The 17,838-nt window shown below is 67.7% G+C and carries 16 protein-coding genes and 2 tRNA genes; 4 read left to right on the top strand and 14 right to left on the bottom strand.

Annotated features, from left to right (window positions below):
- Positions 1-11 precede the first annotated feature (11 nt).
- From FN976_RS21965 to FN976_RS21995, 7 genes are all read right to left on the bottom strand, one after another.
- The gene (locus tag FN976_RS21965; protein WP_145895216.1) at positions 12-938 is read right to left on the bottom strand and encodes a dihydrodipicolinate synthase family protein; all 927 of its coding nucleotides are present in this window, start codon (positions 936-938) and stop codon (positions 12-14) included.
- Between the two features lie 19 nt (positions 939-957).
- The gene (locus FN976_RS21970; RefSeq protein ID WP_145895217.1) at positions 958-2,694 is read right to left on the bottom strand and encodes an IlvD/Edd family dehydratase; all 1,737 of its coding nucleotides are present in this window, start codon (positions 2,692-2,694) and stop codon (positions 958-960) included.
- A 25-nt stretch (positions 2,695-2,719) separates the two neighbouring features.
- On the bottom strand, positions 2,720-3,700 hold the full coding sequence (gene yjfF, locus FN976_RS21975; protein ID WP_145895218.1) for a galactofuranose ABC transporter, permease protein YjfF: 981 nt from the start codon (positions 3,698-3,700) through the stop codon (positions 2,720-2,722).
- Positions 3,697-4,722 carry an ABC transporter permease gene (locus FN976_RS21980; protein WP_255440706.1) on the bottom strand — a complete coding sequence of 342 codons (1,026 nt, stop codon included), beginning with the start codon at positions 4,720-4,722 and terminating at the stop codon, positions 3,697-3,699. The genes yjfF and FN976_RS21980 overlap by 4 nt, the downstream gene beginning before the upstream one ends.
- The gene (locus tag FN976_RS21985) at positions 4,715-6,241 is read right to left on the bottom strand and encodes a sugar ABC transporter ATP-binding protein (protein WP_145895220.1); all 1,527 of its coding nucleotides are present in this window, start codon (positions 6,239-6,241) and stop codon (positions 4,715-4,717) included. Before FN976_RS21985 ends, FN976_RS21980 begins: the two co-directional genes overlap by 8 nt.
- Before the next feature lie 76 nt (positions 6,242-6,317).
- A complete protein-coding gene (locus tag FN976_RS21990; protein WP_145895221.1) occupies positions 6,318-7,283 on the bottom strand; it encodes an ABC transporter substrate-binding protein in 966 nt (321 codons plus the stop codon).
- Between the two features lie 43 nt (positions 7,284-7,326).
- The gene (locus tag FN976_RS21995) at positions 7,327-8,778 is read right to left on the bottom strand and encodes an aldehyde dehydrogenase family protein (RefSeq protein WP_145895222.1); all 1,452 of its coding nucleotides are present in this window, start codon (positions 8,776-8,778) and stop codon (positions 7,327-7,329) included.
- A 110-nt stretch (positions 8,779-8,888) separates the two neighbouring features.
- Between FN976_RS21995 and FN976_RS22000 the strand changes: the two genes are divergently transcribed.
- A complete protein-coding gene (locus FN976_RS22000; RefSeq protein WP_145895223.1) occupies positions 8,889-9,848 on the top strand; it encodes a LysR family transcriptional regulator in 960 nt (319 codons plus the stop codon).
- 18 nt (positions 9,849-9,866) lie between these two features.
- Here FN976_RS22000 and FN976_RS22005 read toward each other — a convergent pair whose 3' ends face one another.
- On the bottom strand, positions 9,867-10,679 hold the full coding sequence (locus FN976_RS22005) for an SDR family NAD(P)-dependent oxidoreductase (RefSeq protein ID WP_145895224.1): 813 nt from the start codon (positions 10,677-10,679) through the stop codon (positions 9,867-9,869).
- A 125-nt stretch (positions 10,680-10,804) separates the two neighbouring features.
- Between FN976_RS22005 and FN976_RS22010 the strand changes: the two genes are divergently transcribed.
- The 3 genes from FN976_RS22010 (at position 10,805) to ligD (ending at position 14,731) form a co-directional block, all read left to right on the top strand.
- A complete protein-coding gene (locus FN976_RS22010; RefSeq protein ID WP_255440707.1) occupies positions 10,805-11,713 on the top strand; it encodes an SMP-30/gluconolactonase/LRE family protein in 909 nt (302 codons plus the stop codon).
- Positions 11,713-12,636, top strand: coding sequence for an aldose 1-epimerase (locus FN976_RS22015; RefSeq protein ID WP_145895225.1), 924 nt, complete (start codon positions 11,713-11,715; stop codon positions 12,634-12,636). Before FN976_RS22010 ends, FN976_RS22015 begins: the two co-directional genes overlap by 1 nt.
- A 220-nt stretch (positions 12,637-12,856) precedes the next feature.
- Positions 12,857-14,731, top strand: a complete 1,875-nt coding sequence (ligD, locus tag FN976_RS22020; RefSeq protein ID WP_186511087.1) for a DNA ligase D — start codon at positions 12,857-12,859, stop codon at positions 14,729-14,731.
- 30 nt (positions 14,732-14,761) lie between these two features.
- On the opposite strand, the gene FN976_RS28985 is transcribed toward ligD, so the two are convergent.
- The 6 genes from FN976_RS28985 to FN976_RS22040 form a co-directional block, all read right to left on the bottom strand.
- Positions 14,762-14,971, bottom strand: a complete 210-nt coding sequence (locus FN976_RS28985; RefSeq protein WP_186511089.1) for a hypothetical protein — start codon at positions 14,969-14,971, stop codon at positions 14,762-14,764.
- Positions 14,972-14,973: 2 nt separating this feature from the next.
- Complete coding sequence (locus tag FN976_RS28990) at positions 14,974-15,111, bottom strand: hypothetical protein (RefSeq protein ID WP_186511091.1); 138 nt, start codon at positions 15,109-15,111, stop codon at positions 14,974-14,976.
- A 218-nt stretch (positions 15,112-15,329) separates the two neighbouring features.
- Positions 15,330-15,405 (bottom strand) — tRNA-Lys (locus FN976_RS22025).
- A 22-nt stretch (positions 15,406-15,427) separates the two neighbouring features.
- Positions 15,428-15,503: transfer RNA gene (locus FN976_RS22030), tRNA-Ala, on the bottom strand.
- Between the two features lie 49 nt (positions 15,504-15,552).
- Positions 15,553-16,422: an NAD(P)-dependent oxidoreductase gene (locus tag FN976_RS22035; protein ID WP_145895227.1), complete on the bottom strand. Its 870-nt coding sequence runs from the start codon at positions 16,420-16,422 to the stop codon at positions 15,553-15,555.
- A gap of 57 nt (positions 16,423-16,479) precedes the next feature.
- Entirely contained in the window at positions 16,480-17,838 is a 1,359-nt protein-coding gene (locus FN976_RS22040; protein WP_145895228.1) for an NAD(P)H-dependent oxidoreductase, read from the bottom strand.

Here is a 17,838-nt window from a genome sequence, read left to right on the forward strand (position 1 = left end):
CCGTATTTTCCCTAGCCCCAGCGCAACACCAGCGGATCCAGCCGGCGCGCGGTCTCGATGAGCCCGCTGCGGATCTCGGGGTGCATCGCCGGGAGGGGATGGCGCGGCGCCTCGCAGGCGATCACGCCGCCTTCCTTCATCAGGGTCTTGGCCGCCAGCAGGCCGCACTGGCGGTTCTCGTAGTTGATCAGGGGCAGCCATTGCTGGTACAGCGCGAACGCCCGTTCGCGGTCGCCCAGCCGATGCGCCTCGATGATGGGGCGGATGCCGTCGGGGAAGCCGCCGCCGGTCATGGAGCCGGTGGCGCCGGCTTCGAGATCGGGGAACAGCGTGATCGCCTCTTCGCCGTCCCAGGGCCCCTCGATGGCGTCGCCGCCGAGGCGGATCAGTTCGCGCAGCTTGGCCGCGGCCCCCGCGGTCTCGATCTTGAAATAGGCGACGTGCTCGATCTCGCGGGCCAGGCGCGCGAGGAATGGTGCGGAGAGCGGCGTTCCGGCCGCCGGCGCGTCCTGGATCATGATGGGGATGTTCACCGCGTCGGAGAGCCGCGCGTAGAACTCCTGGATCTGCGGCTCGCTCACCCGGAACGTCGCGCCGTGATAGGGCGGCATCACCATCAGCATGGCCGCCCCCATGTTCTGGGCGCGCCGGCTGCGTTCGGCGCACACCCGCGTCGAGAAATGGGTGGTGGTGACGATCACCGGCACCCGGCCGGCCACGTGTTCGAGGATGGCGCGGGTGAGCACTTCGCGTTCCTCGTCCGAAAGCACGAACTGCTCGGAGAAGTTGGCGAGGATGCACAGGCCGTCGGAGCCGGCGTCGATCATGAAGTCGACGCAGCGCTTCTGACTGGTCAGGTCGAGCTCCCCGGCTTCGGTGAACGTGGTCGGGACGACGGGGAAGATGCCGCGATAGCGCGGCTGGCGGGGCGTGGTCATGTGTGCCTCTCGGGTGGTGTCAGTGGGAGTGGCGGGGCACTTCGGAGCCGCGGCAGCCGACCAGGAAGTCGAAGTCGCAGCCTTCGTCGGCCTGCAGCACGTGGTCGATGTACAGTCGCTGGTAGCCGCTCTGGCGCGCCGGTGCCGGAGCGGCTTCCAGTGCGGCGAGTCGCTCGGCGAGCGCGGCTTCGCTGATGTCGAGATGCAGCCGGCCCGCGTGGCAATCCAGTTCGATCCAGTCGCCGTCCCGTACCACGGCCAGCGGCCCGCCAGCAGCGGCCTCCGGCGCGACGTGCAATACCACGGTGCCATAGGCGGTACCGCTCATGCGCGCATCCGAGATGCGCACCATGTCCTTCACGCCCTGGCGCAGCAGCTTGGGCGGCAGCCCCATGTTGCCGACCTCGGCCATCCCCGGGTAGCCGCGGGGGCCGCAGTTCTTCATCACCAGCACGCTGCTGGCGTCGACCTCCAGGGTCTCATCGACGATGCGCTCCTTGTAGTGCTCCAGGTTCTCGAACACCACCGCACGGCCGCGGTGCTTGAGCAGTTCCGGTGAAGCGGCCGAAGGCTTGAGGACGGCGCCGCGCGGCGCCAGGTTGCCGCGCAGGATGCACATGCCGCCGTCCTGGATCAGCGGCTTGTCGAGCGGGCGGATCACCTCGTCGTTGAAGCTCGGCGCCTCGCGCACGTTGTCCCAGATCGACTGGCCGTTGACGGTGAGCGCGCCCGGGTGCGGCAGCAGGCCGTTCTCGCCCAGGCGGCGCAACACGGCCGGCAGGCCGCCGGCGTAGTAGAACTCCTCCATCAGGAAGCGCCCCGAGGGCATCAGGTCGACGATGGTGGGGACATCGCGGCCGATGCGCGTCCAGTCTTCCAGCTCCAGCGGCACGCCGATGCGGCCGGCGATGGCCTTGAGGTGGATCACGGCATTGGTCGAGCCGCCGATCGCCGCGTTGACGCGGATCGCGTTCTCGAAAGCTTCGCGGGTCAGGATCTTCGAGAGCGTGAGCCCCTCGCGGGCCATCGCGACGGCGCGCGCGCCGGACATCTGCGCGAGCACGTAGCGGCGCGCGTCGACGGCCGGGATCGCCGCGTTGTGCGGCAGCGAGGCGCCCAGCGCCTCGGCCATGCACGCCATGGTCGATGCCGTGCCCATGGTGTTGCAGGTGCCGGCCGAGCGCGACATGCCACCCTCGGCCGAGAGGAACTGGTGCAGGTTGATCTCGCCCGCCTTGAGCGATTCATGCAGCTGCCAGACGGCGGTGCCCGAACCGATGTCGCGCCCGTCGAGCTTGCCGTTGAGCATCGGGCCGCCCGACACCACGATGGCGGGGATGTCGCAGCTCGCCGCGCCCATCATCAGCGCCGGCGTGGTCTTGTCGCAGCCCACCAGCAGCACCACGGCGTCGATGGGGTTGCCGCGGATGGCCTCCTCGACGTCCATGCTGGCGAGATTGCGCGTCAGCATGGCGGTGGGGCGCAGGTTGGATTCGCCGTTGGAGAAGACCGGGAATTCGACCGGGAAGCCGCCGGCCTCCGAGACGCCGCGCTTGACGTGCTCGGCGATCTTGCGGAAGTGGGCGTTGCAGGGCGTCAGCTCCGACCAGGTGTTGCAGATGCCGACGATGGGGCGGCCGTCGAACTCGTGGTCGGGGATGCCCTGGTTCTTCATCCAGCTCCGGTACATGAAGCCGTTCTTGTCCGCGGTGCCGAACCACTCGGTGGACCGCAGCTTTCTCTTGGTGTCAGTCATTGGATTGCCTGGAGGTTGTAGGGTCTCAGGCCTTCGGCGCGCGCTGCGTCAGCAGGCGCTGCAGCAGGCAGAAAGCGAGGAGCAGCAGGCCGACCACGATGCGCGTCCACCAGGAGCTGAGCGTGCCGTCGAAGGCGATCAGCGTCTGGATGATCCCGAGCATCAGCACGCCGAACAGCGTGCCCGCGACGTAGCCGACGCCGCCGGTCAGCAGCGTGCCCCCGATCACCACGGCGGCGATCGCATCCAGCTCCAGGCCCACCGCGTGCAGGCCGTAGCCGGAGAGCATGTAGAAGGTGAAGATCACGCCGGCGAGTGCCGAACAGAAGCCGGACAGCGTGTAGACGCCGATCAGCGTGCCCCGCACGGGCAGGCCCATCAGCACGGCCGACTGCTCGCTGCCGCCGATCGCGTAGACGGCGCGCCCGAAGCCGGTGCAGTGGGCGATGAAGATCGCGGCCAGCAGCACGGCGAGGGCGATCGCCGCGCCGACCGACAGCGATGCGTCCGCCCACAGCGGGATGCGCATCTGCGACACCGCGGCGAAGGTCTCGTTGCCGATGCTGATCGAGTCGATGCTGATCAGGTAGCACAGGCCGCGCGCCAGGAACATGCCGGCCAGCGTCACGATGAAGGGCTGGAGGCGGAAGCGCTCGATCAGGAAGCCCATGAAAGCGCCGAAGGCGGTGCCCATCGCCAGCACCAGAGGGATCACGGTGCCCATGCTCCAGCCGCGGTGCTCGACCAGCGATGCGCAGACCATGGTCGTGAGCGCCACCACGGAACCGACCGACAGGTCGATGCCGCCGGAGAGGATCACGAAGGTCATGCCCACGGCCACCACGATCAGGAAGGCGTTGTCGATCAGCAGGTTCAGGAACACCTGCGCCGAGAAGAACCCGGTGTACATGGCCGAGCCGAGCGTGGCCATGGCGACGAACAGCGAGACGGTCGCGGCCAGCGGCAGGTACTTGAGGTTGAAGCGCCGGGGCGGGGCGGGGTTCATGGCCTTCCCTCGTGCAGGGCAGGGCGGCGGATCGCCTTGCCGATGAAGGCGCGGAACTCGGGCGACTGCAGCAGCATCACGATGAACACGACGATGGCCTTGACCACCAGGTTGATCTCGGGCGGCACGCCCAGCGAGTAGATCGCGTAGGTCAGCGTCTGGATGATCAGGGCGCCGATCACGCTGCCGACCAGGCTGAAGCGCCCGCCGGTGAGCGCCGTGCCGCCCAACGTGACGGCCAGGATCGCATCGAGCTCCAGCAACTGGCCCGCGTTGTTGCCGTCCGCGCTCTTGACGTTGGAGCAGATCAGCAGGCCGGCGATGCCGGCGCACAGTCCGCAGAACGCGTAGGCGCCGACGATCAGCCGGCGCGACTGAATCCCGGCCACGCGCGCCGCCCCGGGATTGATGCCGACCGCCTGGATGAACAGCCCGAGCGCCGTCCGCGTCATGGCGAGGTACAGCGCGGCGAAGACCGCCCCCACGATGAACAGCGAGAAGGGCAGTCCCAGCAGGTAGCCCCCGCCCAGGAAGAAGAAGGGCGCGTAGTAGATGGTGATGATCTGGCCGCCGGTGATCAGCTGCGCGATGCCGCGTCCCGCGACCATGAGGATGAGGGTGGCGATGATCGGCTGCATGCCGACCTTGGCCACCAGCAGGCCGTTCCACAGGCCGCAGACCAGGGCGATGGCCAGCGCGCCCAGGATGGCGACCGGCATCGGGAAGCGGCTGACGTCGCCCGCCACCGACCCGCCGATCATCCAGGCTGCCAGCGCCGCCGCGATGGCGACGGTGGCGCCCACCGAGATGTCGATGCCGCGGGTGGCGATCACCAGCGTCATGCCCAGCGACACCAGCACCAGCGGCGCCGCGCGGTTGAGGATGTCGATCAGGCTGCCGTACAGGTGGCCGTCGCGCCACTGGATGTGCAGGAAGCTGGGGTTGAACGCCGTGTTGACAGCCAGCAGCAGGAACAGCGTGACCAGCGGCCAGGCGAGACGGTGGCGCATGAATTCAGGCATGCTCGGCCGCGATCAGTTCGTAGACCGCGTCTTCACTGCTGCCGGCGGGCAACTCGCCCACCTTGCGCCGGTCGCGCAGGACCACGATGCGATGCGCCACCCGCACGACCTCGCTCATCTCCGAGGAGATGAAGATGACGGCCATGCCCGCGCGGGCCAGCCGCAGGATCTGCTCCATGATCTCCTGCTTGGCCGCGACGTCGATGCCGCGCGTGGGCTCGTCCAGGATCAGCAGGCGCGGCTGCGTGGCGAGCCAGCGGGCAACCATGGCCTTCTGCTGGTTGCCGCCGGACAGCAGGCCGATCGGCGTTTCCACGCTCGCAGCCTTGATGCCCAGGTCGGCGACGAAACGCTCCGCCAGTGCGGTCTGCTCGGCGTGCGACAGGAAACGCCGCACGCCCATCCGCGCCTGCAGGGCCAATGCGATGTTCTCGCGCACGGAGAGCTCCGCCACGATGCCGTCGGTCTTGCGTTCCTCCGGGCAGAGCGCCAGGCCCTGCGCGATGGCGTCCGCCGGGGAACCGAATTTCACTTCGCTGCCGTCGATGCGCAACACGCCGCGGTCCGGCGCCTCCAGGCCGAACAGCAGGCGGGCCAGTTCGGTGCGGCCCGAACCAAGCAGTCCGGCGACGCCGAGGACTTCGCCCGCGCGCACCTGCAGGTCCACCGGCTGCAACTGGCGGGCCTGGCCCAGGCCCAGCGCCTGCAAGAGCGGCGGCGCGCTGTTGTCGAAGGCCGGCGCGACTGCCGGTGCGGTGGATTGCGCCGCGATCTCGCGCCCCAGCATCGCCGCGATGAGCGCCTGCGGGCCGAGGTCGGCTGCGCGCCACTCGCCGACCCAGCCGCCGTTGCGCAGCACCGTGATGCGGTCCGACACCGCATACACCTGGTTCAGGAAGTGCGTCACGAACACGATCGCCAGGCCGTCGTCGCGCAGCCGGCGCAGCACCTCGAACAGCTTGCGGACTTCGTCGTCATCCAGGCTGGAGGTGGGTTCATCCAGGATCAGCACCTTGGACTCGATGCTGATGGCGCGCGCGATCGCGACCAGCTGCTGCACTGCCACCGGGTAGCTGGCCAGCAGGCGTTCCACGTCGATGTCGAGCCCAACCCGGGCAAGAACCTCGCGTGCGCGCCGGTTGGCGGTCGCCCAATCGATGCGGAAGCCCTGCGCCAGCCCGTGGCGCGGATAGCGGCCCGCGAAGATGTTCTCCGCCACCGAGAGATTCGGGCAGAGGTTCACTTCCTGGTAGACGGTGCTGATGCCCAGCTTCTGGGCCGCCAGCGGCGACTTCGGCCAGACCGGCTGGCCTTCCAGCAGCATGCGGCCGGCGTCGGGTTCGATCACGCCGGTCAGCACCTTGATGAGCGTGGACTTGCCCGCGCCGTTCTGGCCCATCAGCGCGTGGATCTCGCCCCGATGCAGGCGCAGCTTCACGTCGCGCAGCACCGGCGTGCCGGAGAAGTGCTTGGCGATCCCCGAGAGGTCCAGGATGGGGTTGGCGCTTTCTGGGGTCATGCCTTGTTCTGTTGATCAACGTCAACCCGGCACCGCCGCCGGCAGCGCCAGGCCCTTGATGACGGAAGGCGCGGGGTCAATACTTGCGCTTCGGGAATTCTTTCGCCGCGACTTCCATGGGGAAGATGCCTTCCTCCGTGACGATGCGCTTTTGCACCGGCTTGCCGGCCATGATGTCCTTGACCGCGGTCATCAGCTGCGGGCCCAGCAGCGGACTGCACTCCACCGAGACGTTGAGCTTGCCGGCGATCATGGCTTCGAAGGCACCCTTGACGGCGTCGATCGAGATGATGGTGATGTCCTTGGCCGGCTTCAGCCCGGCTTCCTCGATCGCCTGGATGGCGCCGATGGCCATGTCGTCGTTGTGCGCGTACAGCACGTTGATCTTCTTGCCCTCGGCCTTCAGGAAGGCTTCCATCACTTCCTTGCCCTTGGCGCGGGTGAAGTCGCCGGTCTGCGAGCGGATGATCTTGAAGCGCGGGTCGGCCTTGATGACTTCCTCGAAGCCTTTCTTGCGGTCGATCGCCGGCGCCGAACCCACGGTGCCTTGCAGCTCCACGATGTTCACGTCGCCCTTGGTGTCCTTCATCTTCTCCACCAGCCAGCGGCCGGCCTTGCGGCCTTCCTCGGTGAAGTCCGAGCCCATGAAGGTGACGTAGAGCGAGGTGTCCTTCGAGTCGACCGCGCGGTCCGTCAGGACCACCGGGATCTTGGCCGCCTTGGCTTCCTTCAACACGGTGTCCCAGCCCGACGCGACCACCGGCGAGAAGGCGATCACGTCCACCTTCTGCGCGATGAACGCGCGGATCGCCTTGATCTGGTTTTCCTGCTTCTGCTGCGCGTCGCTGAACTTCAGCTCGATGCCGGCGTCCTTGGCCGCGCTCTTGATCGATTCGGTGTTGGCGGTGCGCCATTCGCTCTCGGCGCCGACCTGGCTGAAGCCGAGCACGATCTTCTTCTGCGCCAGGGCGGTGCCCGGCAGCATCGCTGCCATCGATACGGCGGCCAGCGTGGCGGCCAGGGTTCTGCGGTTCATCTTCATGGTTGTCTCCTGTTGCGGTTGCGAAAGAATGCGGTGGCCGCCATCAGGCCTGCGTGTAGCCGGTCTTGACGGTGGTGTAGAACTCGGCGGCGTAGCGGCCCTGCTCGCGCGGGCCGTAGCTGGAGCCCTTGCGGCCGCCGAAGGGCACGTGGAAATCGACGCCGGCGGTGGGCAGGTTGACCATCACCATGCCGGCCTGTGCGTGGCGCTTGAAGTGCGTGGCCTGCTTGAGCGACGTGGTGCAGATGCCGGCGCACAGGCCGAATTCGGTATCGTTCGCCAGCGCCAGCGCATGCTCGTAGTCGTCGGCACGCAGGACGCAGGCCACGGGCCCGAAGATTTCCTCGCGTGCGACGCGATGTTCGGGCTTGGCCAGGAACAGGGCGGGGCTCATGTAGTGGCCCGGCGTCGGCCGCTCCAGCAGCTCGCCACCCCACACATGCTCGGCGCCTTCGTTGCGCGCGATTTCGATGTACGTCTGGTTCTGCGCGAGCTGGGCCGCGTCGGCCACCGGGCCCATCTGCGTGTCGCGGTCCAGGGCATGGCCGACCTTGAGCGCGACCAGCCGATGGCGCAGGCGCGCCACGAAGGCGTCGTGCACGGCGTCTTCCACGATCAGGCGGCTGGATGCGGTGCAGCGCTGGCCCGTCGAGTAATAGGCGCCTTGCAGCGCGCAGTCGACGGCCTGGTCCAGGTCGGCGTCGGCCAGCACCACCAGCGGGTTCTTGCCGCCCATTTCGAGCTGCACCTTGGCCCGGCGGGCCGACGCGGCCTGCAGGATGCGCTCGCCCGTGGCGACGGAGCCGGTGAAGCTCAGCGCGTGGACCAGCGGGCTGTCGACGAAGGTCTGTCCGACCTCGCGGCCGCTGCCCATCACCAGGTTGAACACGCCCGCGGGCAGCGTCGAGCGGCTGATGATCTCGGCCAGCGCCCAGCCGCAGATCGGCACCGATTCGGCCGGCTTGAACACCACGGTGTTGCCGTAGGCCAGGGCGGGCGCGATCTTCCAGGCCGGAATGGCGAAGGGGAAGTTCCAGGGTGCGATCAACCCGACCACGCCGACCGGTTCACGCGTGACCTCGACCTGGACGCCGGGCCGCACCGAGGCCAGGGTCTCGCCGCCGATGCGCAGGGCTTCACCAGCGAAGAACTTGAAGATGTTGCCGGCGCGGGCCACTTCGCCGATGGCCTCGGGCAGGGTCTTGCCCTCCTCGCGCGCCAGCAGGTTGCCCAGTTCGTCCTTGCGCGCCAGCAGTTCGGTGCCGATCTGGTCGAGCGCGTCGGCGCGGCGCTGCGGCCCGCTGTGGCTCCATTGGGGCAGGGCTTCGTTGGCGGCGCGGATGGCCAGTTCGGCCTGGCTGCGGTCGGCCCGGGCGAACTCCGCCACGGCTTCGCGGGTGTCCGAGGGGTTCCGGCTGATGCCGGTGGTGCCGCTCGTTTCCCATCGGCCGTTGATGTATTGCCGCGCGTTCTGCTTCAGCTCGTGGACTCTCAAACGCAACCTTCCTTCTGATGCGGCGCGAGTCTAGGTTCAAGAAAGGAATCGAACCAATGGTTTTTTCGGCAAAATAGATATCAATCCGGACATCGGGGACAAACCCTGCCATGACGACCTACAACCACTGGTTCATCCGCGCGCGCCTGAAGACGCGGCAACTGCTGCTGCTGGTGGCACTGGATGAGGAGGCCAACATCCATCGCGCGGCGCAGGTGCTCAACATCACGCAGCCCGCCGCCTCCAAGATGCTCAAGGAGCTGGAGGACGTGCTGGAGGTGCAGCTGTTCGAGCGCCTGCCGCGCGGGATGCAGCCGACCTGGTATGGGGAAAGCATGATCCGGCACGCCCGCATGGTGCTGACCAACCTGAACCAGGCCAACGATGAGCTGACCGCCCTGAAGGCGGGCCGCTTCGGCCAGGTCGGCGTCGGCGCCATCACGTCGCCCGGACTGGCGCTGCTGCCGCCGGCGATGGCGATCGTCAAGCGCGAGCAGCCGAGCCTGCGGATCTCGCTCGACATCGAGACCAGCCCCGTGCTGGTCGAGCGGCTGGAGCAGGGCAAGCTGGACATCCTGGTCGCTCGCGTCATGGCCGAACACGACAAATCGAACCTGCGCTACGAGCCGCTGGTCGAGGAACTGGTGCTGGCCGTCGCGCGGCCCGGGCATCCGCTGGCCGGCATGGCCGGTGTGACTTTGCGCGACGTGGTTTCGAACGGCTGGATCGTGCCGCCCGCCGGCAGCGTGTTGCGGCACCGCTTCGACCTGATGTTCCGCGCCGCCGGGCTGGCACCGCCGGCCAACGTGATCGAAACGGCCGCGCTGCTCTTCATCACGCGGATGCTGCAGCAGAGCGACATGGTGGCGGTACTGGCGGCCGATGTCGCGCGCTACTACGCTTCGCACGGCATGGTGGCCATCCTGCCGCTGGAGATGCCCTGCCAGATGGACGCCTTCGGCATCATCACCCGCACCGACCGGCTCCCGTCGCCGGCGGCCAAGGTGATGATGCGGGCACTGAAGGCCGCCAGCCTCACGCTGTACGGGCGCAAGCTGGAGGCGGACTGAGGCGCTCCGTGACCGCTGTCAGACCCAGCCGGCGTCGACCTTGAATTCCTGCGCGGTGCACATCGCGGCGTCGTCGGACGCCAGGAACAGGACCATGCGCGCGATGTCGTGCGGCATCAACCTGTCCGGCAGGCACTGGTTGCGCTTGAGTTCCTCTTCACCTTGCGCGTCGAGCCACAGCTTGATTTGCCGCTCGGTCATGACCCAGCCGGGTGACACCGTGTTGATGCGGATGCGGTCCTGGCCCAGCGTCTTGGCCAGCCCGCGCGTCAGGCCGTTCACCGACGACTTGGCAATGGCGTAGCAGGGGTAGCCGGCCCCCTTGCCCTGCCAGCCCGTCGAGCCCAGGTTGACGACCGAGCCCGCGCCGAGCCGGCGCATGCCCGGCACGACCGACTGGATGGCGAAGAAGGCCGGACGCTCGTTGATCGCCATGCGTTCGTCGTAGTACTCGGCGGTCACCGACTCCAGCGTGTGGCGGTCGTCGCTCGCCACGTTGTTGACCAGCACCGAGAAGTCGCCCAGCGCATTGGCGGCGTCGGCGATTGCGGACTGCAGCGCCGCCACGTCGCGCACGTCGCAAATGCGCCACCACGGGCGTTCATGTCCCGCGTCGGCCAGCCGTCCCGCCAGCGCTTCGCTGGCTTCGCGCGCCACGTCGATGAAGGCGACGCGCGCGCCTTGTTCGGCAAACGCCGCGACGATGGCCGCGCCGATGCCGCTGCCGCCGCCGGTGACGAAGACGGCCCGGCCCTTGAGGCTGGGGAACATCGAAAGGGAGGCGCCCTGCGGCGCGGCCCGGGATGTTGGAGTGGTGAGCGAATGTGACATTGCAATTTCGATATGTAACTATGCCAAAAATTTGACTTTCAAGCATGACTATGCGTGGATATCATCCGTCGCGTCAAGTGGCGGCCATTCGCAGCTGGACGGACCTGAACTTTCCTGGAGATGGAGTGCGCACGAACTTGCCCGCCCCCACCGTCGGCACTCCCCGGTGCGTCCTGCCCGCAGCGGCGCTGCTCGGTGAGGGCGCGCTGTGGTCCGTGCGCGAACAGGCGCTCTACTGGGTGGACATCCTCGGCTGCCGGCTGCATCGCTTCGATCCGGCGACCGGGGCCACGGCTCAATGGCGCTTCGCGGAAGAGATCTCGGCACTCGCGGAAAGAGCCGGACACCCGGGACTCATCGTGACGCTGCGCCGGGGCTTCGCGTTGTTCGACCCTTCGGAAGGCGGCGAACCACGCTACCTGCACCAGCCCGAGCAAGCGCTGCCCGGCAATCGTTTCAACGACGGCAAGTGCGACGCGCAAGGGCGCTTCTGGGCCGGGACGATGGACTTCGACTGCGTGGCACCCACCGGCGCGCTCTACCGTTATGACCCCGGTGGCGCCTGCTCGAAGCAGGACGACGACTTCGCCGTGACCAACGGCCCGACCTGGTCGGCCGACGGCACCACGCTCTACTTCAACGACACGGTCAAAGGCCATGTCCATGCCTATGACTTCGACGCGGCGAGTGGAACGCTCTCCAACAAGCGCTTGTGGCACAGCTTCGCACCAGGAGATGGCGTGCCGGACGGCATGACCACCGATGCTGCCGGCCGCATCTGGATCGCGCATTGGGGCGGAGCCTGCGTCAGCTGCCACGACTCCGCGAGCGCCGCCGAACTCTGCCGCGTAGCGCTGCCCGTGAGCAACGTGACCAACTGCGCCTTCGGCGGGCCGGACCTGCGGACACTTTTCATCACGACTGCGCGCACGGGCCTCACACCGGCGCAGTTGGATGCGCAACCGCTGGCGGGCGGGCTGTTCGCTGTGCGCGTCGATGGCCCCGGCACCCCCGCTCATTCCTTTCGCGGTTGATGTCGACATCCTCCACGCACCCCATCACCTGGCTGCACCATGCCGGCCAGCGCCTGGGGCTCGTCCCCTCGCTCGGCGGCTCCGTGGCCGCCTGGCAACTGGACCGCCCGCAAGGCCCGCTGGACTTGTGGCGGCCCTGGGACGGTGCCACGCCGGATCTCTACCGTCTGGCGTCGTTCGCCATGGTGCCGTGGTCCAACCGCATCAGCGGCGGCGGCTTCACGCACGAGGGGACGTCTCACCCGATGCGCCCCAATCGCGCCGGCGAGCCGTACCCGATTCACGGCGACGGCTGGCTGCAGCCGTGGCAGTTGGCACAGCCGGCGCCCGACACGATGGTCATGACGCTCGAGTCGCGCCGCTTCGACGGCAATCCCTACGAGTACGAAGCCACGCAGACCTTCCGCCTGGTGGAAGGCGGGCTCGACCAGGAGCTGCAGGTTCGCAACCTCGGATCCGACCCCTTGCCTTTTGGTCTGGGCCTGCACCCGTGGTTTCCGCGAACAGAGAACACACGCATCACCACGCCGGTCAAGGGCGTCTGGTTGTGCGGTGACGATCCGCTGCCGACTGCGCACACGACAGTTTTCCCCGAAGGCTGGAACCTCAACGAGGGGATGCAAGCCTGGGGCTCACTGATCGACAACGGGTTCACCGGCTGGGGCGGCCAGGCCCGCATCGCCTGGCCGGAACTCGGGTTGCAGCTCACGATGCGCATGCCGGACTTCGAGCAGGACGGCGGGGCGGACCGGCACTTCTGCCTGGTCTACCGTCCGCCGCAAGGGCCCGCGTTCTGTTTCGAGCCCATCACCCAGCCGATCGATGCGTTCCATCTGCCGGGGCGGCCCGGCCTGAGGGTGCTGGGGACGGGGGAGGCTTGCAGCCTCTGTGTCCAGTGGCGGGTGGAAGCGATCGGCGCTTGAGGGCTTTTGGGCCGGTGAGGGCCGGGGCCACTCGGGCCAGGTTCGCGCGGCTTGCAGACAGGCGCGATCAATCGCGTCCTACCAGCGGGCCTTGGCAAAGCGCTCACCATGCTTGTTCAGCTTCGCGAAAGAGGCCGCGATGGTGGCGAAACCAAAGGCCAGGGCGGAACCGGAACAGGCCCCCAGGCGCGTAGGCCCCGCTCGCGTGGGCACGGGCAGCGTGACTTCGAAGCACTCGCGCGCACCCCTCTCGCCCCTTCCCGCCACGCTGGAGCCCGAACTTGCCACGCTGGTGAGCAAGCCACCCGCAGGCGACTGGCTGTACGAGATCAAGTACGACGGGTACCGCATGCTGGCCCGGGTGGATGGGCCCGATGTGCGAATCCTCACCCGGCGCGGCAACGACTGGACGTCGCGCTTCCCGACCCTGCGCGCCGCGCTGATGGCCGCGAAGCTGCCCGTTGGCTGGTACGACGGCGAAATGGTGCTGCTCGACGGAACCGGGATGCCGACCTTCAACGGCCTGCAGAACGCCATCGAGAGCGGCGCCAATGCCGACATCGTTTTCTACCTCTTCGACGCCCCCTTTCTGGCCGGCCACGACTTGCGGCAGGTGCCCGTCGAAGAACGCCGCCGCAGGCTGCAGGAGGTGCTGCAGGAGACCGACCGGTTGCGATTCAGCCAGGAGATCGAGGGCAAGGCCGCGGACCTGCTGGACTCCGCTTGCCGCCTGGGCCTGGAGGGCGTCATCGGCAAGCGCAGAGGCTCCCCCTACGTGCATCGGCGCTCGGATGACTGGATCAAGCTGAAGTGCACGCAGCGGCAAGAGTTCGTCATCGGCGGATTCACCTGGCCGGACGACTCCCGGGCGAACGGGATCGGGGCGTTGCTGGTCGGCTACGTCGATGAGGGCCGAATATTGCAGTACGCGGGGAAGGTCGGCACCGGCTACACAGGCAAGGTGTCCGCAGCCCTGCGCCAGCGACTGGATGCGATGTCCATGCCGAAGCGGCCCTTTGCAGGCCCCACGGGCCACGACACGCATGCAACCTGGGTGCGGCCTGAACTGGTCTGCGAGGTCGTCTACAGCGAGTGGCCCGAAGGCGGCAGCCTGCGGCACGCATCGTTCAAGGGGCTGCGGGAGCCTGACGACAAGCCGGCGGCGGAAGTTGCGCCTGAGCGGCCTGCGAAGGCCAGAACAAGGGCAGTGGCGCCTCCGGGGAAGCTGCGCATCACGCACGGCGAGCGGGTGATCGACCCCTCCACGGGCCTGACGAAGCTCGACCTGGCCACCTACTACGCCCAGGTCGCGCGGTGGATGCTCCCGTACCTCGCGGGCCGGCATGCCTACGTCGTGCGCTTCCCCACGGGCATCGAAGGTGAACGAATCTTCCAGCAACACCCTCAAGGGATGGCGGGACTCCGTGGAACCGATCCTGCGTTGTGGCGGGGACACGAGCCCGCCATTGCGTTCGAGAGCGCGGAGGATCTCGTGCGGGCCGCGCAGCTCGATTGCATCGAGATCCACACGTGGAACAGCACTGCAAATGCGATCAAGCTGCCGGACCGGGTGATCTTCGATCTTGACCCGGGCGACGGCGTCACCTGGGCGCGGATGCGCCAGGCGGCGGAGTTGGTGCGGGTGATGCTCCAGGAGCTTGGACTGGCGTCCTGGCTCAAGACCAGTGGCGGCAAGGGTCTTCACATCGTCGTGCCTCTGAAGCCCGAGCTGGAGTACCCCACCGTCAAGTCGTTCTCGGAAGCCGTGGCGACCCACCTGGGCCAAGCCGTGCCGCAACTCTTCGTGGCGAAGTCCGGCGGCCGCAACCGGATGGGTCGCATCTTCGTCGACTACCTCCGCAACGGCCAGTCGCAAAGCACGGCGGAAGCGTACTCGGCGCGCGCACGGCCCGGGATGGGGGTCAGCATGCCCATCACCTGGGACCAGTTGGCGGAAGTCAGGAGCGGCGGCCACTGGACAGTCAGCACTGCGATCGCCTACCTTCGCTCGCGCAAGTCGGATCCATGGGGTGGCTACTGGCGCAACCCCCAACACCTCGCTCCGGCGATGCAGCGACTGCGAGCGCTGATTTAGTCACCGGAACCGTCACCGATCCCACCTGCTCTATGGCCGCCCGCCCCTCTGCGCAGCCCACGGTGCGTGGAGAGTTGGACGAAACTCGCCCATCAGATCGATGACAGGCACTTCATAGCTTCCGAGCACCGGGAAGCGCGCCACAAGAACGCCGTCGGCATCCCTCACATGGAGCAGCTGCGGCGGCCCGCCCACGGCGTCCAGGAAGTCGTAGAGGCCCGGGGCGGTAGGCAGTGCCATGGCTACCCGCGCGCGAAGAGGAGCCGGAGGTACTGAGCCGTGCGCGCCTCGGTGGGGCGCTTGGCCATACAGTGGCGCAGCACGGCAGGCCAGTCGTCGAACTGGCAGGGCAAGTCTTCGCGACTGGGCTGGGTCTTCATGCCTGGATCGTGCCGGTGGTGCGCCGCGACCGCGATGAACCACTGCGCGCGGATCCTGTGCGGTATTCACTCTGCGGTCCTGCACCGCGCTGAGCTGGGTCAAGCGAGTGCGCGAGGACGGCGGGTGACGAGATGAGGAACTGTCACCGAACTGTCGCCATCGAAAAGCACTACGCCGGCAACAAGGCCGGCGTTGTCTTTTTCACTGGAAGATGTGGTGGTGGGTCCTGTAGGATTCGAACCTACGACCTACGGATTAAGAGTCCGCTGCTCTACCAACTGAGCTAAGAACCCACGTCTGAAAACTGATGTGTTGTGGTGGAGAGGAGGAGGATCGAACTCCCGACCTTCGCATTGCGAACGCGACGCTCTCCCAGCTGAGCTACCCCCCCACAACGAACGATATTCTAGCAAACCTTGCGGGAGCTTTCCGGCGGGCCCTCAGCTCATCCCGTTGCGCGACGCCAGTTCGACGAACAGGCTGGAATGGTCGAGGTCCTGCAGGCCATGCTCGGCCGATTCCGCATAGAGCTTCTCGAACAGCGCGGTGACTGGCGCTTCGAAACCGATCTCCTCGGCCGTCGCCAGCGCGTTGCGCATGTCCTTCAACTGGATCGCCACCTTGGCGCCCGAGGCGAAGTTGCGCTCCACCATGCGCTGGCCATGCAGTTGCAGGATGCGGCTGTCAGCGAAGCCGCCGGTGATGGCTTCCTTCACCTTCGCCATGTCGGCGCCGCCGCGTTCGCACAGCAGCAGCGCCTCGGCCACGGCGCCGATGGTGACCCCGACGATCATCTGGTTGGCGAGTTTCGCCAGCTGGCCCGCACCATGCGGCCCCACATGCGTCGCCCGGCCGAAGGCCTGGAACACCGGCTGCGCGCGCGCGAAGTCCGCCGCCTTGCCGCCGGCCATGATGACCAGCGTGCCGGTCTCCGCGCCGTGGATTCCGCCAGAGACGGGGGCATCGAGGTGCTGCACGCCGAAGTCGGACAGTCGCGCCGCATGCTCACGCGCCTCGCGCGGCTGGATGGAGGCCATGTCGATGAAGAGCGTCCCGCGCGCCATCGCGGCCGCCGCGCCCTGGCGGAACAGCACGTCGTCGACCACCGGCCCGCTTTCCAGCATGCCGATGACGATCTCCGCGGATTGCACGGCGCCGGCCGGCTTGTCATGCACCTGGGCGCCGAAGGGCAGCAGCCGCTCGGCCTTGTGGCGGGTGCGGTTCCAGGCGTGGACCTCGAAGCCTGCCTCGCACAGGCGGCGCGCCAAGGCGAATCCCATCGCTCCAGTGCCCAGGACGGCGATCTTCATGGCGGCTCCTTGCCAGGTGAGAGGGCCATGATGGCGCCGCGGGCGCCGCGATTACTTTCAGGCAGCTTTCAGCACAGGCGGCGCGAAGCGCTCTTCCATCTCGCGGCGGATCTTGTAAGCATGCGTCGCGGTGTCCATCGCGACGTCGCTCCACGACAGGCTCTGGCCCTTTTTCACGGGACGCACCACCTTGACGTCGTGCGCCAGGCCCAGCGGCAGGCCGCCCAGGCGCACCGAGGTTTCGGCCGGCAGCAGCTTGCCCCAGACCGTGTAACCGCCTTCGCCGTCGAGCAGTTCGCCCGGTGCCAGGTCGCGCTTGGCCGTGGCCACCACGTCCGCGTTCCAGCACGTCGCCACGCCGGTCGCTTCGCCGCGCAGGGCGACACTGGCCACCGACATGCCGACTTCCAGCCCGATCAGGTGCCAGCGCTTGTAGAGCGTGAAGTAGCGGCCGCTCGGGTCGGTGTGCGCGTTGTATTCCTCGAAACAGTTCTTGATGTACTCCGTCTCGGCTTCGACAGTCACCCAGACGCCCATGCGGATGTCGTAAGGGATCTTGCGACCGTTGGCCTCCAGTGACGAGATCACTTCCACCATGCCCTTGCGCTCCAGGACGCCGCCTTCGCTGATGGGCCGGGTGACATAGGGTATGTCTTCGACGCTGGCGGGCGGGTAGAGCAGGCCGTTGCTGGGCACCGTGAGCCCCGTTGCATTGGCAACGGCCGTGCTCTCAATGGAGGGCTTGGACCCGTCCAGGAAGCTGTTGAACATTTTCGGGTTGAGGCCGCCGCGCAGCGCCTGCTCCGGCGTCAGGCCGTAGTTGTCCCAGACCGTATCGGGTGTCGACCCGCTGAAGTGGGGCAACCACTTGTGGCCGCGGCCTGCTGCAACAACCGGGAAGCCGCAGGTGCGGGCCCAGTCCACCAGGTCGCAGATCAGCGCCGGCTGGTCGCCGAAGGCCAACGAATAGAGGACGCGGGCGTCCGCCGCCTTGCGGGCGAGCAGGGGCCCGCAGAACGCATCGGCTTCGACGGTCACGTTCACCACGTGCTTGCCGTTGCTGAAGGCTTCCAGGCAGTGGTCCACCGCGGCAATGGGATGGCCCGTGCATTCGACGACCACGTCGATCGCCGGATGGCGCACCAGCGCCTGCCAGTCGGTGCCCACATGGGTGGCGCCCGTCTTCAGGGCTTCCTCGATCGACGAGGCTTGCGAGCGTTCGGCCTTCCAGCCGACGCGCGCCAGGTTGGCGCGTGCATTGTCGGGCGAAAGGTCAGCGATGGCCGCCAGGTGAACGCCCGGCGTGCGCGGCGCTTGCGCCAGGTACATCGAGCCGAACTTGCCGGCGCCGATCAGGCCGACGCGGATGGGTTTGCCTTCGGCGGCGCGCTTTTGCAGTTGAGCATGCAACGACAT

Source organism: Caenimonas sedimenti (assembly GCF_007833165.1).
GTDB lineage: Bacteria > Pseudomonadota > Gammaproteobacteria > Burkholderiales > Burkholderiaceae_C > Ramlibacter > Ramlibacter sedimenti.